Below are 24,971 nucleotides of genomic sequence, written 5' to 3' on the forward strand. Positions count from 1 at the left end.
CCTCCCGCCCCGTGGGATGCCGTGGGTGCGGCACCGGAGCCGGGGAAAGCCCCGGCCACCGGGCCGCAGAGTCCGTGGCGGTCAGTTGGTGATCCGCACACCCCACAGGCGGGGTTTGTTCCCGGCCCATGTTTTGTAGCCCTTGATCCGCTTGGTGGTTCCGGCGATTTCAAGGCCGTTGTACAGCGGGATCAGGGCGGCATCGTCCAGTTGCAGGGCATGCAGGGCATCAAACAGGGCCTGACGGCGGGCGGGGTCGGATACAGTGCTGGCTTCGCTCAGCAGGGCCTGTGCCTTCGGGTTGTCCCACACCTTGCGGGGCTGGGTGGCCTTGTCGCCCATCACCGCCTCGAAGCTCAGGGCCGGGTCCATCCGGGCGGAGTAGATGAAGGACATCATCTGGTAATTGCCCTTGCTGTAGCGGTCGAGCTGGGTGCCCCACTCCAGAACCTCCAGATCCACCGCAATTCCGGCGGCCTGAAGCATGGCCTGGGTGATGACGGCCAGCTCAAAACTGGCGACATAGCGCTTGTTGGTGATCAGGCTGATCTTCTGGCCCTTGTAACCGGCCTCGGCCAGCAGGGCCTGCGCCTTCTTCAGGTTTTGCGTATAGCCGGTCTTCTGTACCGCTCCGAAATAGCTGGACGGCGTCGGGACCAGCGAAGTGTTGCGGGTGACCAGCCCCTGCGTCACCGCCGTGACCATCTGTTCGGTATCCAGCGCCAGCGCGATGGCCTGCCGCATTTTGGCATTGCCCAGCAGCGGGTCGGTGGTCTGCATCAGCAGTGCCGACATATTCATGGTCTGGGCCATCGAGATGGTCACCGCCGGGTTTTCCCGCAGTTCCAGCGCGTCGGAGTTTGTCAGGTCGGGCACCACATCAATGTCCCCCGCCAGCAGGGCCGCCTTGGCCGCCGAGGCATCGGGAATGATGACAAAGCGGACCTCCTCGACCAGCGGGGTCTTATCCCCGGTCAGGCCATCCATCCGCCCGGGCAGGCTGCTGTAGCCGGGGAATTTTTTCAGGGTGATTGACTGCCCCTGCTTCCAGTCCCCAAGCTGGAACGGTCCGGTGCCGATTGCCCCGGCCCATGATCCGTCGGCTTTCACGGAGTCCGGATGCATGATTCCGGTCATCACACAGTCGGTGCGCGCCATGGTGGTCAGGAACAGGGCAGACGGTTCAGCCAGCGTGAACACCACGGTGCGCGGATCCGGCGCGGTGACGCCGGTGACGCGGACCTTGCCTTTGGCGGGATCAAAGTCGGGGCGGCAGCGCCATTCGCTGGCCGGATCCATGTAGCGGGTCCAGTTCCACACCACATCCTGCGCGGTCAGGGTGGCACCGTTATGGAAGCGGACACCGGGACGCAGGGTGAAGGTGTAGGTTCTGCCATCGGCGGAGGGGTCGATCTTTTCCGCCAGCAGCGGGGCAACATCGCCGTTGTCGCGGTAGGCGACCAGCCCTTCAACCACATGCAGCATCACGGCATCGGTGTTGTCATCGCGGTTTTTTCCCGGAATCAGGGACCGGATATCGGAGTTCAGCGAGACGCTGACAGTGGTCGGGGAGGCCGCCTGCGCCGGAAACGCTCCGGCGGCCACGCAGGGGGGAAGGGCGGCGAAAAGGGCGGCGGCGGTCAGCCGACGCAGGCAGAATGCCCGGATCATGGAAACCTCCTGTGGGGAAAGACGGGGCCGCCTTGGCGCCGGGCCGGTGGACGGGCGGCGTGGCGGCTCCTCGTCATCAGTGTGAATGCGGTGTTATGCGGTCACGGGGTCGGCTGTGAAGCTGTAGCGGGTAAAGGTCTGGTTCAGGGCCGGCAGGGGGGCGACCTCCATCTGGCCGATGGCCGGATCCATCACGATCATCGCCACGGTGGCCGACAGGTTGCCCGAGGAGCCCGGCCGGGGCGGGCGGCAGACCGCGTGCGGGGTGCCAAAGGTGTCAAACAGCGCCGCCTTCACGTCGTCGGTGGACAGCGGACCGGGGCGGCTTTCCAGCAGGCGGCGGACCCGCCAGTCCCGGTAAAAGCTTTCCGGCACGCTGGGGATGCCGGTGTCCTTCAGCTTAGACAGGGCCACCGGACTTTGCCAATGATTCGCATGAACAATCAGGCCGTTGTCCGGATACAGCGGGAAGGTTTCATCCGGCGCACACTCAAAGTCGATGGCAAAGCCTTCGGCATGGCTGACGATCATGTTGTTGGAGCAGGCCTTGGCGGTGGTCGCCACCGCCTTCATGGCGAAGGCCAGATGCGTCTGTTCCAGCACCTTGCGCCGGATCAGGGCCAGCGGAACCCCGCTCTGGGTATAATCGCGGTCTGATTCCAGATAGTTGGCGGTGATGGCGATCCCGGCGGCATTCATGCCGCAGCGGGCCAGCCCCCCGGCTTCAACAAAGGTCATAAAGTCCGGGCCGTCGTCGCGCTGCACCCGCAGCACCACCGCCGTCTCGGCGCATTCAGCCCGCCAGTCCCAGTTCTGGGCGTGAATCAGGCGGCCAGAGGCAGCCTGTTCCGGCAGAACCACCACGCCGGTGCAGCCGTCCTTTTTGGTGATGTCGTCGGTTTCGTCGTCTTCCGGGACCCCGGCGATGACGCGGGCCTTGGCCACCACTTCCGTGCGGGCGTTGATCAGCACGATCTGCTCCAGCGCCACCCCGGCCCCTTCGGCGATTCCCTGCATTTCTTCGAGGTAATGCGCACCGAAGGCGGTGATGCCGGGGATGAAGTCCTGAATCAGGGCCGAGGCGGCATCCGGGCTGAAGCCGAGATCGGTCAGCTGGTCACCGTAAATGGAAATACTGCGCTGAACCCGGTCTTTGGCAGCGGCACCATAGGCGCGTCCCCGCTCCAGCGGGCTGCCGGAGACGGAGATGAACGGGAACGGAGCAAGGGGAGTCGACGGCATGGTGAGAGAGTCCTTTCAGTGCCTGTAATGTGTTTTTTTAGCTTATAAAGAACACTCTTGCGCTGGCGATGGGTTGAGTCAATGATTTTCTGGTGCTAAAAAATGCACAGGGATACAACCGCGGGAGGGACCGTGACCGATTTGCCCCCGAAGCGCAGCAGCAGTCTTCAGCAGGAATTGGCCCGCCAGATCATGGCATTGATCCGCGCCGGAGAGTGGGGGGAGGGGGAGAGACTGCCGGAACAGACACTGTCCCGGCGGCTTGAGGTCTCCCGCACGCCTGTACGTTTTGCACTGAAAATACTGGAACAGAACGGTGTGCTGCGGCAGGAACCCGGCCGTGGATTCGTGCTGGTGCAGGCCGTAGGGGACATCGGCCCGGCGGAAGCTGACCTGCCGACGCCGCAGAGTGAAGACCTGTATCAGCGCATGGTGGCGGACCGCTCCACCGGACGGCTCGGCAGTGATGTGTCGGAGGCGGAACTGGCGGAGCGCTACGCCACCGCCAAAGGGATCGTCCGGCGGGTGCTGCTGCGGCTGGCGGCGGAAGGGCTGGCAACCCGGCAGCGGGGCCATGGCTGGAAATTTGCCGAAACCCTTGAGACCGAAGCGGCTGTTGATGAAAGCTATGCCTTCCGCATCACCATCGAGTGTGGGGCCCTGCGCCAGCCGGGGTTCCGGGTGGAGCCGGAGGCCCTGCACGCCTTGCGGCAGGCCCAGCGGGCCCTTCTGAAGGCGGCCCCGGACACCATCAGCCGGGAAGTGTGGTTTCAGGCCAATTCAGCCTTTCATGAAACGCTGGTGGCATGGTCCAACAACCGGTTCTTTCTTCAGGCGATGCGTCAGCAGAACTCCCTGCGGCGGATGCAGGAATATGCCGGGTTCAGCCGCCTCAGCCCGCTGTGGATCCGGCGCTCCTGCGAAGGCAAGCTGCGGATTCTCGATGCGCTGGAAGAGGGGGATGTGCAGTTTGCCGAGGCCCTGTTGCGGCGTCAGCTGGAACTGGCCAGCCGCGACCTGCTGACGGATCCTGACGCCTGACGCCTGACGCCGATCCCGGCTGTCGTCAGGCCCCGACTTCTGTCTCTGTCTCTGTCTCTGTCTCTGTCTCTGTCTCTGTCTCTGTCTCAGTGGCGACGGTCCGGTTCCGGCCGTGTTCCTTGGCGCGGTAAAGGTGGCCGTCCGCCTCGGCGATCAGGGCTCCGGGGGTGATCCGTCCGTCCCCCGGCGTGGTGGCAACCCCGATGGACAGGCTGACCCGGCCGAACGGACTTTCCGGATGCGGCAGGTTTGCCGCCCAGACGCTCTGCCGGATCCGCTCAGCCAGCCGCCGGGCATCCTCGCGCCCGGTGGCGGGCAGGATCACGGAAAATTCCTCGCCGCCGTAGCGGGCGGCAAGATCAGTGGTCCGGTGCAGCGGCTGGCCGATGGCGGCGGCAACATGGCGCAGGCAATCATCCCCGGCCTGATGCCCCATACTGTCATTGTAGCGTTTGAAGTGATCGACATCGATCATCAGCAGGCTGAGGGGGCGGAACCCCCGCCCGACCCGGTCACATTCCTGTTGCAGGGCACTGTCAAAGTGGCGGCGGTTGTACAGGCCGGTCAGGCCATCGCGGGAGGCCAGCCGGGCAAGATGGTCGCGGATCTGCTTCAGTTCCAGATGGTTGCGCACCCGTGCCCGCAGGATCGCCGGATTGATCGGTTTGCTGACGTAGTCAACCGCACCGATTTCCAGTCCTTTGGTTTCGTCTTCCGGATCAATCCTGCCGGTGACGAAAATCACCGGGATGGAGGCGGTGTCCGGATGCTGCTTCAGGGCCCGGCAGACCTCAAACCCATCCCGCCCCGGCATGGTCACGTCCAGCAGGATCAGATCCGGGCTTTCGCCGATGGCAAGATCCAGCGCCCGCTGGCCATCCAGCGCGAACAGGATGTCGTGATCTCCGGTCAGCACGGTGCAGACCAGATCAATGACCTGCGGTTCGTCATCGACAATCAGGATGGTGGGAAGGGTCATCGGAAGGCTTTCTTCGCGGGCAGCAGGCGATCGGTCAGGATGGCAGCGGCGTTGAACTCAAGGCGGTCAAGGGCCGCCTGAATCTGGTCAAGGGGATGGTCAGGCACCCCGGCCTCGGTCAGCATCGGGCGCAGGGTGAGGAAGGTTGTGCGGGCTGTCAGGCGGTTGCTGTGGATCTGTTGCCGCAGGCCGGTCAGATGCTCCACCAGATCCGGCGGCAGCGCCACCGGGGGCTGCGGCGGCTCTTCCGGGATGCGGGCGGTATTCTGCCCCGAGGCCTGCGGCCCGTCGGGGAGGATTGCCGCCAGCGCCTCCAAAGCCACGGTCAGGGCGGCATGGCAGTCAAGGCGGGCCCCGGTGTCCTCCTGCCCGTTGCGCAGTGACTCCTCCAGCCGTGCCGCCGCTGCCCCAAGGTCAGTATTCCCAAGGGTCATGGCTGCGGATTTCAGGGAGTGCGCCTCCCGCGACAGGTCGGCGGGGGCGACGGTGCCGGGCTGTAACAGGGTGTCCCGCAGGGGGGTGAAGCGGTCCCGGAAGGACGCCAGCAGGGATGCCAGCAGGGCTTCCCGCCCATCGGTGTAGCGGCGGGCAACGGCCAGATCAAACGGGCCAAGCCGTTCCGGCAGGGGGGACGCCGAGAGGGAACGGCCTGTCTCCGGCGGTGGCAGCGCCACGGTCTCCCCGGAATTCCCGGACGGCGGAAGGGGGCCGGGCCGGGCGCTCTGCACGGTGCTGACCAGAAGGTCGGGATCCACCGGTTTCATCAGATATCCGGTGACCCCGGCGGCCAGACAGCGGGCGTATTCCACGTCCGCCGTATGGGCGCTGACGGCGATGATCGGCAACTGTCCGGCTGGATAGACGGTCCGGATAAACCGGGTGGCCTCGACCCCGTCCATTTCCGGCATCTGGACATCCATCAGCACCACATCCGGCGGGCAGGGGGCATGCAGCACCCGGTCAACCGCAGCGCGGCCGGTGGTGACCACATCAACATGGGCCCCGGCGGCCTCCAGCAGTTCCCGGGCGACCTGCTGGTTGATTTCATTGTCTTCAGCCAGCAGAACCGTCATGCCCCGCAGGGGCAGTGCCGGGTGCGCGGCGGGGGGCGGGGGCGGGTCGTCCTGCCGGGCGGTGCGGCTGAGGACGGCGGCCAGCGTCTGCCGCAGGGTCCTGCGGTCCAGCGGTTTGTACAGCACGGCGTCCAGTCCGGAGCGGGCGAGGGTTTCCGGCTGTTCCGCGCCGGGGTCCTGCCCGTGGTAGCCCAGCAGGATCAGCCGGGGCGGGGCTGACTGGAAGGCGCAGCGGATCTGGATTTCGTGGCTCAGCGGTGTTCCATCCGGGGCAGGCATGGTGCGGTCGATCAGGGCCAGCCCCCCCGCTGCGGCGGGCAGCAGGGTCAGGGCCTCTTCCGGAGTGGCGGCGGGCAGGCAGCGGGCCCCCAGTTCTTCCAGCAGGGTACACAGCAGGCCACGGGCGGTGGCGTTGCCGTCGGCAACCAGAACCGGCAGGCCCGGCGGCAGGCCGGGAGACAGGGCGGCGGCGGGGTCCCCTTCCTCCCCGGTTCCATCCCCGGCGATAACGGGGGCAATCACCCGGAACGGCAGGGTCAGGGTGAACACCGATCCTTTGCCCGGGGTGCTGATGACATCAATGGTGCCACCCATCATCTCGGCCAGCTGGCGGGAGATCGCCAGCCCCAGACCGGTGCCGCCAAAGCGGCGGGTGGCGGAACTGTCAGCCTGCGCAAAGGCAGCAAACAGACGCTTGATCTGATCCGGGGGAATCCCGATTCCGGTGTCGTGCACGGAAAAGCTCAGCTCTACCCCGTCACCGGTCCGCCGGATCACCCGCACCGCCAGCACCACCTCGCCACGCTCGGTGAATTTGACGGCGTTGTTGGTCAGGTTGAGCAGGATCTGTTCCAGCCGCAGGGAATCCCCGTGAAGATGGAACGGGACGTCAGCCGGAATATCGTAAAGAAACTCCAGAGATTTATCCGCCGCATGCAGGGCGACGACGCTGGACAGGGTCTCCAGCACCGCCGACAGGTCAAACGGCTTGTCGTCCAGTTCCATCTTTCCGGCCTCGATTTTCGAGAAATCGAGGATGTCGTTGATGATCGACAGCAGGATCCCGGCAGAGGCCCGCAGCTTGCTCAGATAATCCCGCTGCTGCCGGGTCAGGTCGGTTTTCAGGGCCAGATGGGACAGCCCGAGAATGGCATTCATCGGGGTGCGGATCTCATGGCTCATCGTGGCCATGAAGCGGGATTTGATGCGGGCGGCCTCTTCGGCGCGGTCGCGGGCCTCCTTCAGGGCGGCTTCGGCCAGAACCGGCTGGGTGACATCCATCACCGTGATCTGGCGGACCATTTCGCCCTGCCAGTGAATCGGGCTGACGGCAATCGTCACCCACAGCACGGAGCCGTCCCGGCGGCGGGCCTGCTGACGTTCCAGCATCCGCGCCCCCTGCCGGAAGGCCTCTTCCGGGGCGTTGACCAGCGGCAGGACGGTATCGGGCAGAAGATCATGCACCGGCACCGCATCGGGGGAGACCGGCAGGCCGAACAGGTGGGAAAAGGCCGGGTTGGCGTACAGCACCCGGTCCGCCGACAGCACCAGAATCGCCTGAACCGATCCCTGCACCATCGACCGGAACTGTTGTTCCCGCTCCACCACATCCTGCTGGCGGCGGTTGATCTCGGCCAGAAAGTAGGTGATCGAGCGGGCAATGGCGGAAATTTCATCCTGCCCGCCGTCATCAATCCGGGTGGTGTGCCCGGCGATCCGGCCCAGCACGCCTTCATTCAGGGCGGCCAGCCGGTTGGTCAGGAAGTGGCGGAAGTAAAAATACACCCCGACCGCGCCGCCGACGGCCATCAGGGCCAGACCGGCCAGAATGATCGCCTGCCGTTCCACCTCTTTCCACAGGGTGGTGGCATTGGCCGAGGCCCCGGCGGTGATCGAGGCGAACATGTCACGCGACAGCTTGCTGACCTCTTCGGCCAGCAGCCGGGCCTGACTGCCCAGACCGGCGGCGCGGCTGCTCATCCGCACCTGTTCGACCAGCGCCGGGTACAGGCCGTTGCGGCTGAACAGCGCCTGTTCCATCTGCTGCTCAATGGCAATGACGCGGCCGGCCACCGGGGCGGGGACCTGCTGATGATAAGGGGCGAGGCTGCCGAGACTCTGGCGGACCTGCTGTTCCGACTGACGGATATCGACCAGACGCTGCATCCGGCTGGCCCGCAGGGCCTGCCCGGTGATGCCGTCGAGTGTGCTGATCCACAGGAACAGGGGGCGTAAGGCATCCGGCCCGGCTGCCGGTGTGGCGGTGGTGGCGGTGTCGCCGATCAGGCCTTTCAGGGATTCCGACAGGTCGGCAACGGTGGTCTGGGCCTGATCGACCCCGATCCGCACATCAATCCGCCGTGCCACCTGTTCATCAAGGTCGGTGACGGTCTGTTGCAGGCTGCCCAGAAGCGTCGCCAGCGTCCGCCCCCCTTCCAGGGTTTCCACCCGGCTGACATATTCCTTCATCCGGTTGAATTTCTGGTCAATGTCCTCCCTGACGATCCGCCGCCCCGGATGGCTGTCGGCCGCGGTCAGCCGTTCCACCTGATTGACCACCAGTTGCAACTGGGAGGACAGCTCAGACGCGATGGTCATGTCCGGCAGGGCGGTGCGGGTCAGGCTGGTCAGCTCCCGGTGGAAGCGGCCAAGGTCATAAAGGGCCAGCCCGGAGACGGCGATCAGGAACACCCCCATCGACAGCAACCCCTGCACCACGCGCCCGGAAACCCGCCGGGTCGGGCGGGGCGGTGGCAGGGTGGCAGGGGGCAGGGTGGGGGGCTGCATCCGGTTAATCCTTGGTGGTCGTGGCTTTGGCCGGGGCCGGGGCCAGATCGATCAGGCGGCCTTCGACGGCGGGGGCAACGGTGCCCCGGCTGCTGATGTATTCCGACAGCACTTCCCATTGCAGGCGGCGGTTGACGTCGTGGCTCAGGCGCGGGGCTCCGGCCAGCATGGAAAACTGATCGCCCCCCTCCGCCACAAAGCGGGTGATGGCGACCTTATAACTCCGCTGCGGATCCAGTGGCTTGCCCATGACCTCGACGGAGACAACCCGCTGCCCTGCCGGGGCGGCACTGTTGAAGCGGACCACCATGTTGGAGACATGCAGGAACCGCCCGGAGCGGTCTTCCAGCTGGCTGAGACCGTTTTCCAGCGCGCCGAGGATCTGGGCGCCGGTCACGGCATACAGGCCGACGTGTTCCCGGAACGGCAGTTCCGCCTGAATGTGGCGGCGGGTCAGGGTCACTCCGGCCGGATACTGGCGGTTGCCCCGGATTGATCCGCCGTTGGCGATCGCCACTTCCGCCCCCAGCACGTGGCGCATGCCGTCGGCCACCAGATTGCCGAACGCGGTTTCCCGGCTTCTGACGATGTCGCGTCCGGTCTCCAGCGGCGTGGAGGAGACACCGACCGGCGTATCCAGCAGGCTGGACAGCCGCCCGGTGTAGGAGGTGATCAGGCGCTGGATCTCCGGGTCAGGCTTGACGGTGTCCAGCGGCACCAGTTCGCCGGAGCAGAGACAGCCGCGCAGGGTGCGATCCGCCCGGCGGCGCGGTTGCAGGGTCAGGACGGCGACCGGTCCGGTATCGCCGCCGTTGCGGACCAGCAGCCCCTCGCCCAGCGGCGTGATACTGTTTTCGTCCGAGACGGCCTCGATCAGCATGTCAACGCTGCCATCCCGGACCAGAGCTTCGTCAGGATGGTCGTCCCGGTCAGTTTCGATCCGGCTTTCGGTCAGGGCAACAACGATGGTGGCCCCGCGCCGCCGCAGGTCGGCGGCCCGGCGGCGGATGGCCTCGGTGACGGACTCAACCCGGACTGTCGGGACATTGTATTTGTAGGTCAGGCTGGGGTTGACGGTGCCGATCAGCCCCAGCGTGAAACCGCCGAGATCCAGCAGCAGGCTTTCCTTCAGGCCCTCCGGCTGCCGCCCGAACCGGGTATCGGTGACATTGGAGGCGATCATCGGAAAGTTGGCCTCGGCGGACCGCAGGATCAGCTCATCAAGGCCGAAGGAATATTCCCGCTTGCCGATTGCCATGGCGGTGGGCTCCATGGCATTCAGCAGGTCGATCATGTGGGCGCCATAGTCAAAGGCGGCGAGGGCGCTGGGGGCGAGGGAATCTCCGCCGTGGATGAAATGCACCGGCACTGGTCCCCGCCGCAAGTCGGCCAGAACAGCGGCGGCCCGTGCCAGCCCGGGTTCGCCCTGCGCCGGAAAGATCTCCGGCATATTCGACAGATAGAACAGTTTCACCGCCTGCGGTGCGGTCTTCCCTGCTGGTGCTGATAGCGGTGCTGGTGGCACAGTCTGCGCGGTGGCGGCCGTTGCGGTCAGAACCGGCATCAGCAGGGCCACTGCGGCGGTGGTCAGTGACCGGATGGCCGTTTTAATCCCCTGAGGCATGCGCGCTCCCTTTCCGGACCGCATGCAGCCGGTCCGGGCATTTGATCCTCAACCCCGGGGCAAGGATAGCCGGATCTTTGCATCGCACAAACAGAATATGCGGCTGAAACCGGTCTGGATGAGCCGGATCCACAAGGTGTAAACCGCCGGTAAACCCTCGGTCGGAACAGGGCGGGAAAAGGTTCTGAATAAGACTTTAGGTTTATTTTTTCCGGCCCCGGCGGTCAGCACCGGGTCCGGTGTTCCCCCTTCCTGAAAGGTTGGCATGCCTTTCCCGCTCAGCCCCGGAGTGCTATCTGTGACGGGGAGCGGCGGCACAGGTCTGCCGCCGTTCCCCTCCCTTTGTCTGAGACGCCGGTCTGTGCCATGCCCCCGATGACTGTTCCTGATCCTGCCGCCCGTCGGGCCCGCGCTGCCGGGCTGGCCTGTGGCCGCCTGAAGCCCGGACCGCAGAATGCCATCACCGATGTGCCGGGGGTGCGGGTCGGCCACTGCACGCTGGCCGATGGCGGGGTGCAGACCGGGGTGACGGCGGTGCTGCCGCACAGTGGCAATCTGTACCGCGACAAACCGGTGGCGGCGGTTGATGTCCTGAATGGCTTTGGCAAAAGCACCGGCCTGATGCAGGTGGAAGAACTGGGCGTTCTGGAAACCCCGGTGCTGCTGACCAACACCCTGTCGGTCGGGACCGCCGCCACCGCCCTGATCCGCCACGCCATCGCCGGAAACCCGGATATCGGCCGCGCCACCGCCACCGTCAATCCGGTGGTGATGGAATGCAATGACGGCCCGCTGAACGACATTCAGGCGCTGGCGGTGACGGAAGCCGATGCCGCCGCCGCCCTGACGGCGGCCTTGGAGAGTCCGGATGCGGCAGCGGTGGCCGTCGGTTCGGTCGGGGCCGGGCGCGGCATGTCGTGCTTCGGCTTCAAGGGCGGCATCGGCACCGCCTCCCGCCGTCTGACGCTGGACGGGCAGCGCTATCACCTTGGGGTTCTGGTGCTGGCCAATTTCGGTCGGCCGGGGGAGCTGCGGCTGCCCGATGGCCGCCGGGTGCCGCTGCCTGATCCGGAGGACAGCCCGGAAAAGGGATCGGTGATCGTGATCGCCGCCACCGATGTGCCGCTGGATCACCGCCAGCTGCGGCGGGTGATCCGCCGCGCCGGGGTCGGTCTGGCCCGGGTCGGATCGTTCTGGGGCCATGGCAGCGGCGATATCGCGCTGGGCTTCACCACCGCCAACCGGATCGGGCATGATGAAACCGCCGCCATTCTGCCGCTGCGGATGCTGAACGAACGGCGGATCGACCTGCTGTTTGAGGCCATGGCCGAGGCAACGCAGGAGGCGGTGCTGGATGCGCTGGTTGCCGCCACGCCGGTGACCGGATGGGATGGGGCCAGCCGCCCCTGCCTGTCGGCGGTGCTGCCTGCCGTGTGACTCTGTTGTCCCTTTCCCTGACCAGATTTCTGAAAGACTCCCCGATGACCGTTTCAGCCCCCCAGTCCTTTGTTCTGGCCATCCATGGCGGTGCCGGGACCATCAACCCCGACCTGCTGACCCCGGCGCTGACCGAGGCCTATCACGCCGGTCTGCACCGGGCACTGGCCGCCGGTCATGCCGTTCTGGCCAGCGGCGGCACCGCGCTGGATGCGGTGACGCAGGCGGTGATGGCGCTGGAGGATGAGCCGCTGTTCAACGCCGGGCGCGGGGCGGTCTATACCGCTGCCGGGGTGCAGGAGATGGATGCGGCGGTGATGGATGGCCGCGACCGCTCCGCCGGGGCGGTGGCCGGTCTGTTCGGCCCGCGCAACCCGGTGCTGGCGGCGCGGGCGGTGATGGAACACACCGACCATGTGCTGCTGATCGGCGACGGGGCGCTGGACCTGTGCCGCCGTCAGGGGCTGGTGATGGAAGATCCGGCCTATTTCTTCACACAGGCCCGTTGGGATGCCCTTCAGGCGGAACTGGAACACCGCCGGTCCGGGGCCGCCGATGATGGCGATGAGCAGCGCCGCCATGGCACCGTCGGTGCAGTGGCCCGGGATCAGCACGGCACTCTGGCAGCGGCGACCTCGACCGGCGGCATGACCGCCAAGGCCCCCGGCCGGGTCGGGGACAGCCCGGTGATCGGGGCCGGGACCTTTGCCGATAACCGGACCTGTGCGGTTTCCGCCACCGGTCACGGCGAATACTTCATCCGCTACAGCGTCGCCCATGAGATTGATGCCCGGATGCGCTGGGCCGGACAGGGGCTGGAGCAGGCGGCGGGTGATGTGGTGGCGGAGCTGGGCAATATCGGCGGGTCCGGCGGGCTGGTCGCGGTGGACCGTGATGGCCGGGTGTCCCTGCCGTTCAACAGCACCGGCATGTACCGGGGGATTGCCGGGGCGGACGGAACCGTCCTGACCGCGATTCACCGCGAGGCTTACCGGCAGGGGACGGTCTCCGGCGGGGCATAACCCCGTTGTCCTGTAAAACTCTGTTATCCTGCGTATGACTTCAGGCCCGGCATCCCCTGCCGGGCCTGTCCGCTTTTATGGCACCGGTGTGCCGCTCTGCCGGGGTGCTTCCCCGGACAACAGTCTGTGCCCTGACGGACAAGACCATGGTCGGGCCCCGGCCCCATGCTGACCGGGATGTGCGGTTTCCCCGGTGTCCGGCCTGTCCGGACGCGGCGCTGTCTCCCGCCGTGGCTCCCTTCAGATCTCCGCCGGGGGAACCCGCATCGCCTCAAAACCACGGAGCGGACGCAGGCCCGGTTGCCAAGCGTCTGCCAGACAGGGATTGGTTCCGATGCACAAGACTCTTTCTCTTTTTACGGCCCTGCTGATGGCGGCCCCCGCCGTGGCGCAGGCGCAGACCGCCCCCGGCAAAAGCCCGGCATGGGCGGCCGAGGTGGTGGACGCCTCCGGCTCCAGCCGCCGTCTGGCCAAATATGAACCCCTCGCCAAAGCCGATAAGCCGTGGAACCTCTGTGTGCTGTTCCCGCACCTGAAGGACAGCTTCTGGGTGGCGGTGGCCTATGGGGTGGCCTCGGAGGCGGAACGCCAGAACGTCAACATGACCCTGTATGAAGCCGGGGGCTATTCCAACCTGCCGCGCCAGCTGTCCCAGTTTGATGACTGCGTGGCCGCCAAGGCCGATGCGATTGTTGTCGGGGCGATTTCGGAAGCCGGTCTGGCCCAGAAAATCGCCGAGGCCCGCAAAAAGGGCATCCCGGTGATCGGCACCGTCAACCCGATCCAGAATGCCGAGACCACCGGCAAGATGTTCGTCGATTTCCCGACCATGAGCGGGCAGACCGGGCGCTATCTGGCCCGGAAGGCGGCGGACGGGGCCAAGGTGGTGGCCTTCCCCGGCCCGGCGGGCTCCGGCTGGGCGGAAGCCTATGCCCAGGGCTTCAAGGACAGCCTGAAAGACAGCAAGGTGGAGGTGCTGGACACCCGGTTCGGCGATACCGGCGTTAATGCCCAGTTGCAGCTGGTGCAGGATGCCCTTCAGGCCTATCCCGACCTGACCGTGCTGTGGGGCACCGCCCCGACCGCCGAGGCGGCCATCGGTGCGGTGGCCGAAGTGGGGCGGGAGAAGGATGTGATGATCCTGTCCACCTACGAAAATCAGGCGATGCTGGATGCGCTGAATGCCGGAAAGATCATCGGCTTTGCCACCCAGTATCCGGTGCTTCAGGGGCGGGTCGGCATTGATATGGCGGTCCGGGCCTTGCAGAAGCAGCCGGTGATGGCCTTTGCCCAGCCGGTTCCTGCGGTGATCACGCAGGATACCATCAAGGGCATTGATATGGCGCTGGTGCTGGCCCCGGCGACGTGGCGCCCGGTGTTCTCCGTCAAAGCCACCCCGTAAGGCCATGACCGACAGTCATAACGGCGGCTTCTCCCCCGGTCCGGCCGGACCGGGGGACGGAGCCCCGCCGCTGCTGATGCTCTCCGGCATCGGCAAGCGGTTCGGCGGGGTGCGGGCGCTGGGGGATGCCAGCCTGACCCTGACGGCGGGCAGCGTGCATGTGCTGCTGGGCGAGAACGGGGCGGGCAAGTCCACCCTGATCAACATCATCGCCGGAACCTTCGGCCCCGATGCCGGATCCTACTGCCTTGACGGGCAGGCGGTACGGGGCCTGACCCCGCACCGGGCGCGGCAGGCCGGGATCAGTGCGGTGTTTCAGGAATTCTCCCTCGCCCCCAACCTGACGGTGGAGGAAAACCTGTTTCTGGGCCGGGAGCGTCACCGCCTCGGCGTGCTGGACCGCCGGGCGATGCGGGCGCGGGCACAGGCGGTGCTGGATGATCTGGGCTTTGACATCAGCCCCCGCCAGCGCACCGGCGACCTGTCGCGGGCGCATCAGCAGATGGTGGAAATTGCTAAGGCGCTGATGGATCCGGTCAAGGTGCTGATCCTTGACGAGCCGACCGCCTCGTTGACCGAGGCGGAAACCGAACGCCTGTTCGCGCTGGTGGACCGGCTGCGGGCGGAGGGGGTCGGGATCATCTATGTCTCCCACCGCCTGCGCGAGATCATCCGGCTGGCTGACCGCATCACCGTGCTGCGGGACGGCTGCACCATCACCAGCATCGACGCCGCCGGGGTGACCGAGGACGGACTGGTCGAACTGATGACCGGGCGGCGGATGGATGCCCTCTATCCGCAGATCCCCCATGATCCGGGGGCGGCGCTGCTGGAGCTGTCCGGCCTGACGCTGGCCAACCGCACGGTGGAGGATGTGTCCCTGATCGCCCGCGCCGGGGAGATCACCGGCATTGCCGGACTGGTCGGCTGTGGCAAGAGCGAGGTGATCCGTGCCGTCTATGGTCTGGAGACCCTTAACGGCGGGGAAATCCGCCTGAAGGGGCAGCCTTACCGTCCGTCCGGCCCGGCCCGGGCACTGGCGGCGGGGGTGTGTTACTTCCCCTCCGACCGGGTGGCGGAAGGGCTGGCGCTGGGCCGTCCGATCCGGGAAAACGCCTCGATGGCGGCGCTGGACCGCCAGAAAGGGGTGGTCCGGCGCGGACAGGAACGGTCATTCATTAAGGCCACCATGGACCGGCTGCGGCTGCGCCCGGCCAATATTGAGCGGGCGGTCGGCACCCTCTCCGGCGGCAACCGCCAGAAGGTGATGCTGGCCCGGGGCCTGACCCGCCCGACGCAGGTGTTCCTGTTCGATGAACCGACGGTCGGTATCGATGTCGGGGCCAAGGCCGAGGTCTATGACTTTCTCCGGGATCTGGTCCGGGACGGGGCGGCGGTGGTGCTGGTGTCGTCCGATCTGCCGGAGGTACTGCACCTGTCCAACCGTCTGTACGTGATGCACCGCGGCCACATTGCCGCCGAACTGACCGGGGCGGATATCACCGAAGCGCAGGTTCTGGCCTGCTTCTTTCAGGAGGATGCGGCATGAGCGTGCATCTGCCGTCCCATCACCCGCAGCCACAGCAGGGGGCCGAGCGCCTGATGCTGGCGGTGGCGGGCATTGGCCTGCTGCCGCTGCTGCTGCTGGCCTTGGTTGCGGTCCTGGCCCTGACCGAGCCGAGATTTCTCGGCACCGCCAATCTTCTCAACATTCTGCGGTCCGCTTCGGTGCTGGCGGTGGTGGCTTCCGGCCAGATGCTGGTGCTGATCGTCGGCGGCTTTGACCTGTCGGTCGGGGCGGTGGTGGCACTGTCCTCCACGGTCGGGGCAACGGCGATGGCCGGGGCTGCGGCCTCCGGGGTGTCTCCGGCACTGGCCATCACCGTCGGCTGTGCCGCCGGTCTGGGGGCCGGGGCGCTGGTCGGGCTGGTCAACGGCCTGTGCGTGGCGGTGCTGAAGGTGTCGCCGTTTATGGTGACGCTGGGGACCATGTCGGCGGCGTCCGGGGTGGCGCTGCTGCTGACCAACGGCATCCCGGTCTATGGCCTGCCGGATGGCTTTGTCACCGGCTTTGGCCGGGCGGTGTGGCTGGGTCTGCCGTCGGCGCTGGTGGTCAGCCTGATCCTGCTGGGGGTGGTGGCGGTGCTGCAACGCCATACGCTGGCCGGTCCGGCCCTGCGGGCGGTCGGCGGCAATGTACAGGCGGCCCGCGTCAGCGGGGTGGCGGTGCGGGGCTGGACCGTGTCCGCCTATGTCGGCTGTTCGCTTCTGGCGGCGCTGACCGGTCTGCTGCTGACGGCGCGGATCGGGTCCGGTCAGGCCAGTCTGGGCGGATTGAATATGACGATGGAAAGCATTGCCACGGCGGTGATCGCCGGGGTGTCGCTGCGCGGCGGGGCCGGACGGGTGGAGATGGTGGCGCTGGGGGCGGTGTTTCTGGCCGTCATCAGCAACGCCATGAACCTGTCGCGGGTCGACAGCAAGGCGCAGCTGGTGGTGCTGGGGGTGATCCTGATCGCCGCCGTCGCGCTGGATGAACTGGGGAAACGGAGGCGGGTCCGTGTCTGATCCTATTTCTTTGCGCGGGATGATCCCGCATCTGGCCCTGCCGCTGGCGCTGGCGGTGATGCTGACCGGCTTTTCCGCCGTCGAGCCGCGCAGCCTGTCGGCAGGCAACCTGTTGAATGTGCTGGAACAGTCCAGCTATCTGATCGTCTTTACGCTGGCGCAGACGGTGGTGCTGCTGACCCGGGGCTTTGATCTGTCGGTCGGCATGGCGGCCTCGGCGGTCAGTGTGGCGGCGGCGCTGGCGGCGGTCAGTGCCGGGCCCGCCGCCGGACTGGCCGTGGCCCTGCTGCTGGCCGGGGCGGTCGGTCTGCTCAACGGGACAGTGGTGGCACTGCTGCGGGTCAATCCGTTTGTCGCCACTCTGGGCATGCTGAACATCTGCCTCGGTCTGGCCTCCACCCTGTCCGGGGGCCGTCCGGTCACCGGGGTGCCGGAGGGGCTGACCACCCTGTTTTACAGCGGGACGGTGCTGGGGATACCGGCCCCGGTGCTGATTGCCGCCCTGTGCAGCCTCGGGCTGGCCCTGCTGCTGCACCGCACGGTGTTCGGCCGGTCGCTGTATCTGACCGGCGGCAATCCCCGGGCGGCGGAGGTCGCCGGGGTGCGGGTGCGGGCCACCCTGATCGGGGCCTATACGCTGTGCGCCCTGCTGGCCGGACTGGGGGCGGTGATGCTGACCGCCCGCACCGGATCGGGCGAACCCAGCCTTGGCGGATCGCTGACGCTGGAGTCCATCGCTGCGGCGGTCATCGGCGGGGTCAGCCTGCGCGGCGGATCCGGCGGGGTGACCGGGGCGGTGCTGGGGGCGGTGTTCGTCACCGCCCTGTCCAACGGCATGAACCTGACCCGGGTCGACGGCAACGTGCAGATGATCGTGCTGGGCGTGGTGGTGGTGGCCGCCGTGGCGCTGGACCGTTTCCGCGACAGCCGCTGAGCCGGTTTCCCAGAGCCGGTTTTTCTGAGCCGGTTTTTCTGAGCCGGTTTTTCTGATCCGGGCAATGCTCTGGCCGACAAATCGCCATGCGCTGGGCGGCAAGAGAACCCGCCCCAGACCCGGTAGCATCGTTTTATTCCAAACAAAAAAATCAGCCCTTCAGGAGGCTTTTATGTCAACTGCTCCGAAGTCCCGGGGTCCGGTGGACCCGATCACCCTTGCCGTGGTGCGCGGCGCGCTGGAAACCGCCCAGCGGGAAATGACCGTGACGCTGGAAAAAACCGGCCGGTCGAGCGTGTTCAATCTGGCCCACGATTATTCCAACGCCCTGTTTGATGCCAATCCGGAGATGATTCTACAGGGGCAGGATATCCCGATTCACATGGGGTCACTGATCCCGGCGATGAAGGCGGTGTCGGCCTTCTTCGGCGAGGATATCAATGAAGGCGATGTGATCTATCACAACGATCCGGCCTATGCCGGCAGCCATATCATTGACTGCTGCATGTACAAGCCGGTGTTTTATCAGGGCGAGCTGGTGTTCTGGACGGTCTGCAAAGGCCACCTGACCGATATCGGCGGCCCGGTGCCTGCCGGGTACAACCCCAACGCCACCGAGATCTATGCCGAAGGCCTGCGGATTCCGCCGGTCAAGCTGTGGGACAAGGGGCGGCGGCGGGAGGATGTCATCAACCTGCTGCTGACCAACATGCGGGCCCGCCGCGATCAGGAAGGCGACCTGAATGCCCAGTTCGGGGCCTGCCGGGTCGGGGAGCGCAACCTGATCGCCCTGCTCGACAAATATGGCATCGACACGGTGCGGGCCTGTATCGAAGAGCTGAAGTCGATGGCCGACCGCCAGATGCGCAGCCTGATCGCCTCGGTCCCCGATGGCAGCTACACCGGTACGGCGGTGCTGGAGGATGCCGGGCACGGCTTCGGCGAGATGGAGATTTCCGCCACCATCACCATCAAGGCCGACACCTGTCACGTCGCCATCAAGAGCCCGCCGCAGATCCCTTATTTCATCAATTCCTACGCCGGGAACTCGATGTCGGGGATCTATCTCGGCCTGATGATGTTTGCCCAGCTGCCGCCGCCCTATAACGAAGGGCTGTACCGCTGCGTCACCGTTGATCTGGGCGACCACGGCACCCTGTGCAATGCGAAAGAACCGGCCCCGCACGTCAACTGCACCACCACGCCGATGGAAACCCTGACCGATGCGGTGCGTCTGGCCTTTGAGAAAGCGGCCCCGGAACGGGTGTCGGCGTCGTGGGGGCATGCCTCCGGCATCAACATCGCCGGGCGCGATCCGCGCACCGGGGATGAGTATGTGACGATGGTTCTGGCCTCGATCATTTCCGGTGCCGGGGCGACGCAGGCGATGGACGGCTGGCATTCCCGCGGGCCGCTGTGCTGTTTCGGGGCGCTGACCTCCGGCGATGTCGAGCTGCTGGAACATTCCTATCCGATCATCGTCCACCGTTACGGCCTGATCCCGGACAGTGGCGGGGCCGGGCGCTATCGCGGTGGCAGCGGTACCGACTGGGAGGTGGAACCGATCGGCCATGACATGACGGTGGTTGCCTTCGGGGAGGGCCGCCAGATTCCGACGCAGGGCACGGCCGGGGCGCGCAATGCGCTGCTGGATCCCAAGCTGGGGCGGATCACCATCACCCGGGCTGATGGCAGCCGGGAAGAGCATGTGAAGAACCTGATCACCACCATCCGCCCCGGCGAACGGGTGCGCAACCGCAATCCCGGCGGCGGCGGCTACGGCAATCCGTTCACCCGCCCGGCGGAGGCGGTGGCCCTGGATGTGCGCGACGGTCTGGTGACGGTGGAGGCCGCCCGTGTGGAATACGGGGTGGTGATCGACCCCCTGACCTTTGCCGTTGATGCCCCGGCCACGCAGGCGCTGCGCACCGCCGCTGCCTGACCGACCGCCCCGTCTTAGATAAGGAAATTGACCATGCAGGGTAAATATCGTCTGGGCATTGACGCCGGCGGCACCTTCACCGACTTCATTCTGGCTGAATATCCGGGCAAGATTCACCTGTTCAAGGCGCCGTCGTCGCCGCAGGACGGCACCATCGCCATCAGCAACGGTCTGGCCCAGATCAGCGCCGCGCTGGGCGTGCCGGTGGAAACCATTATCGGCGAGGCCGATCTGTACATCAACGGCACCACGGTGGCCCTGAACGCCCTGATCGAGAAGAAGGGGGTGAAGGTCGGTCTGCTGTGCACCGCCGGGCATGAGGACAGCATGGAAATCCGCCTTGGCCACAAGGAAGAGGGTTTCCGCTACGATGCCGATTATCCCCCGGCCTTCATGCTGGTGCCGCGCCGCCTGCGGGTGCCGGTGAACGAGCGGGTGCTGTCCGACGGGTCGGTCCGGCAGGCGATGGATGAGGACGAGGTCCGCGCCGCCGCCGAGCTGTTCCGCCGGGAAGGGGTGGAAAGCGTGGCGGTGTCGTTCCTGTGGTCGGTGGCCAATCCGGCGCACGAACTGCGGGCAGCGGAAATCCTGCGCGAGATGCTGCCCGGCGTGTTCATCTGCACCGGTTGCGAGGTTTACCCGCAGATCCGCGAATACACCCGCACCTCGACCACGGTGGTCAATGCCTATCTGTCGCCGGTGATGGGGCGCTATGTCTCCCACATCGACGAGTATTTCGAAAAGATCGGGGCCCGTCATCCGGTGCGCTATTTCCAGTCCAACGGCGGGCTGGCGGTGGGCGGCACCATGCGGACCCGGGCGGTCAACGCCATTAACTCCGGCCCGGCGTCGGCCCCGCAGGCCGGGCTGTTCGTCGCCCGCCCGTTTGGCATCGACAATGTCATCACCGTTGATATGGGCGGTACGTCGTTTGACATCACCCTGACCCGCAACGGCCAGACCAATCTGAACAAGAATGTCGATTTCCTGCGCTACCGCATCGGGGTGCCGATGATTCAGGTGGAAACGCTGGGGGCCGGTGGCGGGTCTATCGCCCGTATCAACGAGCTGGGGATGCTGGAGGTCGGGCCGGAAAGCGCCGGGGCGATGCCGGGGCCGGTCTGTTATGGCAAGGGCGGGGTCAAGCCGACTGTGACCGATGCCAATCTGGTGCTGGGCTACCTCAACCCTGACCGGATCCTCGGCGGCAGCATCCGCCTGAACCGCGAGGCGGCGATTGAGGCGATCCGCCGGGATGTCGCCGATCCGCTGGGGATTTCGGTGGAGAAAGCGGCGCATGGTATCTCCACCATCGTCAACATCAACATGGTCAACGGCATCCGCCGGGTGTCGATCGAGCGGGGCTATGATCCGCGCGATTTCGCCCTGATCTGCGCCGGTGGGGCGGCCGGGATGCACATCTGTGCGCTGGCTGACGAAATGGGCATCGACACCGTGCTGGTGCCGAAGGTGGCCTCCGGCCTGTGTGCCTTCGGTCAGATCATTTCGGACATGAAGTACACCTATCTGGCATCGCTGCCGATGCGTCTGGACGGGGTGTATGGCGAGCAGGCCGATGTGATGGCCCGCCTGACCGCCCGCTTCGCCGAGCTGGAGGAACAGGGGCGCACCGCCCTGATGTCCGACGGGTTCAGCGACGGCGAGATCGAGTTCCGCCGCAGTGTTGAGCTGCGCTACCTCGGGCAGGTGCATGAATGCACGGTCGAGGTGCCGGCCGGACCGCTGAACCGGGACCGGATCCATGCCATTCTGACGGCATTCCACCGCCGGTATGAGGACCTGTATACCTACAGCGAGCCGCACAGCCCGGTGGAACTGGTGAATCTGGAGGTCACCGCCATCGGCCACGTCTCCAAGCCGCGTCTGCCGGATCTGCCGGTCGGGGACCGCGAGGCGGGTGCCGCCCTGACCGGCAGGCGTCCGGCGCTGTTCGGCGGCGATGCCGATTGGCAGGCCACCCCGGTCTATGACGGGGCGAAGATGGTGGGCGGCAACCATGTTGCCGGTCCGGCGATCATCGAGGAGGCCACCACCAACGTGGTGCTGCTGCCCGGCTGGCAGGCGACCCTGCATGTGTCCGGCACCTATCTGCTGACCCGCACCGGCAGTGCCGCTGCGGCGCGGGCACAGCAGGCGGATGCCGTTCCGGCCTGACCGGGCGGGGAGGCCGTCCACGGCCCGGGGCAGATCCCGGGCCGTGGATGTGTTTTTACTGATTTACTGTTGTCCGGGGGAGTGGACTGGCGCACGCTGTCCGTAAACGGTCAAAAAAATCCCGTTACAGAGGCCGGAACCATAATCGGCCCGCAAGGGGAGTCCGGAAACGTCCATCGGACCACACGGTGGATGGGTTTGCCTGGGGAGGCACACAGCCATGTCGATACGCCACAGTACCGCGGAAAGCCCGGGGTATGCCCGCGGCCGTTACTGGGAGCAGGTCATCGCCCTGACCTATTTTCCGCTGAAGCTGGATATCCCGCTGCCGGAGCGCTTCAATGCCCGGCTGGCGGTGGACTCGCTCGGCAGCCTGTCGCTGTCACGGCATCAATCGTCAGCGATCCGCTATGCCCGCGACCGCCGCCATCTGGTCAAGGAACGCGATGAGCAGTTTCTGGTGACGGTCCCGGAAACCGGGGAGATTGATTTCTCGCAGGGGGGGCATGATGTCCACTGCACGCCATCGGGCTTTATTCTGCAACGCAGCCATGAACCCTATGAGTTCAGCCACCGGGGCGACAACAGCCTGCTGGTGCTGAAGGTTCCGGCCCCGGTGCTGCGCGCCCATATCCGCGAGCCGGACCGTTTCTGTGCCCTTGGCTTTGATGCCAGCAAGGGCGTGGGGGCTCTGTTCGTCGATTTCCTGCGGTTAGTGCCGTCCCGGCTGACGGAACTGAACGAGGCGGGGCGGTCGGCAATCGGTCAGCAGCTGGTGGACCTGCTGGCGCTGGCGATTGAGGCCGATGACCGGGCGCTGAAGAGCAACCAGTCCTGCGTCCGCACCGCCCATCTGCGGCGGATTGAAAGCTATATCCGCCGCCAGTTGCACGACCCTGACCTCAGCCCGCAGGCGATTGCCGATGCCTGCGGGATCTCCGTCCGCTATCTGCACCAGCTGTTTCACCGCAGCGAACAGACAGTCACCCAGTGGATCCGGGAACAGCGGCTGCATGCCTGTAACGAAGCGCTGCGCAATCCGGCGAATCATCAGACGATTGCCGATATCGCCTATCGCTGGGGGTTCAGCGATCAGGCGCAGTTCAGCCGCGCTTATAAGGCCCAGTTCGGCATCAGCCCGCGGGAGGCGCGGGCGCTGGGCCGGTTGCGGTAAATCTCCCGCCTGATCTTGGCGCTGCCGGGCCGTCCGGGCTCCTTATGCTTCCCCCCGCAGGTCGTTTTTGGCGTGGCGGTCGGTGGGGGTGATCAGCACATCGGTCATGGTCAGCCCGGTTTCCTGATGTAATCCGACAACGGTCAGGCCATGCCGGTGCATGGCAAAGTGGATGGCGGTGTACAGCGCGGCCTGATCCACCATCCAGCTGCTGTTGACCGGCAGGCGGTCGCTGAAACTGCGGAGAAACAGGTCCAGCATCCGGCGGCTGGCCCCGGTGTTGCGGATTGATACCACCCCCGCCATATAGCGCAGCCACGGGAACTGTACCGGATCGCTGAACAGGGCGATTTCCGCCTTGGCGAAGACCGGCAGCAGGCCATGCAGGGCCGGGGTGAAGGTGGCATCAATGTCAGCGACCACCAGATCACCATGATACCGGTCAAGGCATTCCGCCGCCCGCAGGAACCGGGCCGCCGCGTAATAGGCCAGCCGTTCTGACCGTTTTTCATACGGACAGGGCGGTTCATGGCTCAGGCCGATGGAGAGGCCGGGGTACATTCCGCGCAGGGCATCGGCATTCAGCTCCAGCCCGATGGCATGGACATGGACCCGGGTGATGGTGTCGCCGCTATCCTCCAGACTGTCGAGGGCGTCGTTGAGGAATTCGTCGATATACACATCATTGGCCGCCAGCAGCAGCACCGGGCCGCTGTGGGCGGTGTCCCCGGCGGGCAGATCCCACGTCACCGGCGGCAGATCCATCGGGTCCAGCGCCAGTGCGGACTCACAGGACAGGCTGCCGCCAATATCAAAGCTATCCTGTATCGACACCGCCGGATTGTGGAAAGCGTGATCCCGGCTGGCCTGCATCGCCTTCCAGAAACTGGAGACCGCCTTGCTATGGTCTCCGGCCCGTTCCAGCAGGTACCCGCGCCACAGGTGGATCAGCATCCGTTCCGGGGCGTGTTGTCCGGTCACCGCGTCCAGATGGTTCACCAGCCCTTCCAGCGCCGTAAACTGTCGCCGCTGGAGCAGGTTGCGGCACAGCAGGTGGCGGTGGAACAGCGTATGGTCCAGATCCTGAGCAGGCAGCGATGCCAGCACGGCGGCAAAGTCTTCCGCCTCGCACCGGCGCAGGGCGTCTTCCCAGAAGGCTTGATCGGTTGTCATGGCGTTGTGCTTTCCGGTCAGGCGGTTTGGCGGAATTCCGCCAGACCGCAGGCGCCGCAGCGGCGCATGTCATCCATTTCCCGGCGCCGACACTGCCCGGGAAGCCTTAAGGTTTGGTTATACCTGACGCGGTCCGGGCGGCGGGCCTGTGATCCTGTCCGCAATAATAAGCTGGACGGGGCGGCGGAAACCATGTTTTACGCAGGGGTACCCCAAACAACCGGCCTGATCCCCCGTGATCCGGCCCGCAACAGAAGAGAGTCCCGACGATGGATGCCGAAATGACATGCCCGCAGTGTGGATCCGAAAACGCCTATCACGACGGGTCGCTGTGGAACTGCCCGGACTGTGCCCATGAATGGACCGGAACCGATGCCGCCACCGCCGCCGAAGATACGGCGATCCGCGATGCCAACGGCAATGTTCTGGCTGATGGCGACAGTGTGATCGTGATCAAGGACCTGAAGGTCAAGGGCTCCTCGCTGGTGGTCAAGGGTGGCACCAAGGTCAAGAGCATCCGTCTGGTCGAGGCCACCGACGGCCACAATATTTCCTGTAAGATCGATGGTATCGGCGCGATGAACCTGAAGTCGGAGTTTGTCCGCAAGGCGTGATGCCTCTGTCCGGACCGGCGGGGGGAGGCCCCCGCCGCCGACCGGAAAAAACTGGTTGTGCCACGGTGAAGCGCCTATGCTGACCGGTGTGCGCAGGTATGACGGTCTCCGGT

The 24,971-nt window shown here is 66.0% G+C and carries 17 protein-coding genes; 11 read left to right on the forward strand and 6 right to left on the reverse strand.

Annotation, left to right across the window (positions count from 1 at the left end; translation table 11 throughout):
- Positions 1-81: 81 nt before the first annotated feature.
- Positions 82-1,671, reverse strand: a complete 1,590-nt coding sequence (locus FHS48_RS03530) for an ABC transporter substrate-binding protein (RefSeq protein WP_184261490.1) — start codon at positions 1,669-1,671, stop codon at positions 82-84.
- A gap of 93 nt (positions 1,672-1,764) precedes the next feature.
- Positions 1,765-2,913 carry a C45 family autoproteolytic acyltransferase/hydolase gene (locus FHS48_RS03535; protein ID WP_184261492.1) on the reverse strand — a complete coding sequence of 383 codons (1,149 nt, stop codon included), beginning with the start codon at positions 2,911-2,913 and terminating at the stop codon, positions 1,765-1,767.
- Positions 2,914-3,045: 132 nt separating this feature from the next.
- Between FHS48_RS03535 and FHS48_RS03540 the strand changes: the two genes are divergently transcribed.
- On the forward strand, positions 3,046-3,954 hold the full coding sequence (locus FHS48_RS03540) for a GntR family transcriptional regulator (RefSeq protein WP_184261494.1): 909 nt from the start codon (positions 3,046-3,048) through the stop codon (positions 3,952-3,954).
- Between the two features lie 25 nt (positions 3,955-3,979).
- On the opposite strand, the gene FHS48_RS03545 is transcribed toward FHS48_RS03540, so the two are convergent.
- Genes FHS48_RS03545 through FHS48_RS03555 form a run of 3 tightly spaced genes read right to left on the reverse strand, consistent with a single transcriptional unit; the run spans position 3,980 to position 10,417 of the window.
- Complete coding sequence (locus FHS48_RS03545) at positions 3,980-4,933, reverse strand: diguanylate cyclase (protein WP_221443359.1); 954 nt, start codon at positions 4,931-4,933, stop codon at positions 3,980-3,982.
- Positions 4,930-8,793: a hybrid sensor histidine kinase/response regulator gene (locus FHS48_RS03550; RefSeq protein WP_184261496.1), complete on the reverse strand. Its 3,864-nt coding sequence runs from the start codon at positions 8,791-8,793 to the stop codon at positions 4,930-4,932. Before FHS48_RS03550 ends, FHS48_RS03545 begins: the two co-directional genes overlap by 4 nt.
- Before the next feature lie 4 nt (positions 8,794-8,797).
- A complete protein-coding gene (locus FHS48_RS03555; RefSeq protein WP_184261498.1) occupies positions 8,798-10,417 on the reverse strand; it encodes a bifunctional metallophosphatase/5'-nucleotidase in 1,620 nt (539 codons plus the stop codon).
- 366 nt (positions 10,418-10,783) lie between these two features.
- On the opposite strand from FHS48_RS03555, the gene FHS48_RS03560 reads away from it, so the two are divergent.
- The 9 genes from FHS48_RS03560 to FHS48_RS03600 all read left to right on the forward strand — a co-directional run bounded on the left by FHS48_RS03560 (position 10,784) and on the right by FHS48_RS03600 (position 23,071).
- Entirely contained in the window at positions 10,784-11,854 is a 1,071-nt protein-coding gene (locus FHS48_RS03560) for a DmpA family aminopeptidase (RefSeq protein WP_260402324.1), read from the forward strand.
- Positions 11,855-11,898: 44 nt separating this feature from the next.
- Positions 11,899-12,876 carry an isoaspartyl peptidase/L-asparaginase family protein gene (locus FHS48_RS03565; RefSeq protein WP_184261500.1) on the forward strand — a complete coding sequence of 326 codons (978 nt, stop codon included), beginning with the start codon at positions 11,899-11,901 and terminating at the stop codon, positions 12,874-12,876.
- A 334-nt stretch (positions 12,877-13,210) separates the two neighbouring features.
- Positions 13,211-14,278, forward strand: coding sequence for a TMAO reductase system periplasmic protein TorT (gene torT / locus FHS48_RS03570; RefSeq protein ID WP_184261502.1), 1,068 nt, complete (start codon positions 13,211-13,213; stop codon positions 14,276-14,278).
- A gap of 4 nt (positions 14,279-14,282) precedes the next feature.
- Positions 14,283-15,827: a sugar ABC transporter ATP-binding protein gene (locus tag FHS48_RS03575; RefSeq protein WP_184261504.1), complete on the forward strand. Its 1,545-nt coding sequence runs from the start codon at positions 14,283-14,285 to the stop codon at positions 15,825-15,827.
- A complete protein-coding gene (locus tag FHS48_RS03580) occupies positions 15,824-16,846 on the forward strand; it encodes an ABC transporter permease (protein WP_184261506.1) in 1,023 nt (340 codons plus the stop codon). Before FHS48_RS03575 ends, FHS48_RS03580 begins: the two co-directional genes overlap by 4 nt.
- Positions 16,839-17,780, forward strand: a complete 942-nt coding sequence (locus FHS48_RS03585) for an ABC transporter permease (RefSeq protein WP_184261508.1) — start codon at positions 16,839-16,841, stop codon at positions 17,778-17,780. Before FHS48_RS03580 ends, FHS48_RS03585 begins: the two co-directional genes overlap by 8 nt.
- Positions 17,781-17,952: 172 nt before the next feature.
- Entirely contained in the window at positions 17,953-19,722 is a 1,770-nt protein-coding gene (capB, locus tag FHS48_RS03590; RefSeq protein WP_184261510.1) for a caprolactamase subunit beta, read from the forward strand.
- A 33-nt stretch (positions 19,723-19,755) separates the two neighbouring features.
- The gene (capA, locus tag FHS48_RS03595) at positions 19,756-21,897 is read left to right on the forward strand and encodes a caprolactamase subunit alpha (protein ID WP_184261512.1); all 2,142 of its coding nucleotides are present in this window, start codon (positions 19,756-19,758) and stop codon (positions 21,895-21,897) included.
- 220 nt (positions 21,898-22,117) lie between these two features.
- The gene (locus FHS48_RS03600; RefSeq protein ID WP_184261514.1) at positions 22,118-23,071 is read left to right on the forward strand and encodes an AraC-like ligand-binding domain-containing protein; all 954 of its coding nucleotides are present in this window, start codon (positions 22,118-22,120) and stop codon (positions 23,069-23,071) included.
- A 42-nt stretch (positions 23,072-23,113) separates the two neighbouring features.
- On the opposite strand, the gene FHS48_RS03605 is transcribed toward FHS48_RS03600, so the two are convergent.
- The gene (locus FHS48_RS03605; protein WP_184261516.1) at positions 23,114-24,244 is read right to left on the reverse strand and encodes a hypothetical protein; all 1,131 of its coding nucleotides are present in this window, start codon (positions 24,242-24,244) and stop codon (positions 23,114-23,116) included.
- A gap of 269 nt (positions 24,245-24,513) precedes the next feature.
- On the opposite strand from FHS48_RS03605, the gene FHS48_RS03610 reads away from it, so the two are divergent.
- Positions 24,514-24,858, forward strand: a complete 345-nt coding sequence (locus tag FHS48_RS03610; protein WP_184261518.1) for a zinc ribbon domain-containing protein YjdM — start codon at positions 24,514-24,516, stop codon at positions 24,856-24,858.
- Positions 24,859-24,971 lie beyond the last annotated feature (113 nt).

Origin of the sequence: Novispirillum itersonii (assembly GCF_014205675.1) — a bacterium.
GTDB classification, from domain to species: Bacteria; Pseudomonadota; Alphaproteobacteria; order Rhodospirillales; family Rhodospirillaceae; genus Novispirillum; species Novispirillum itersonii_A.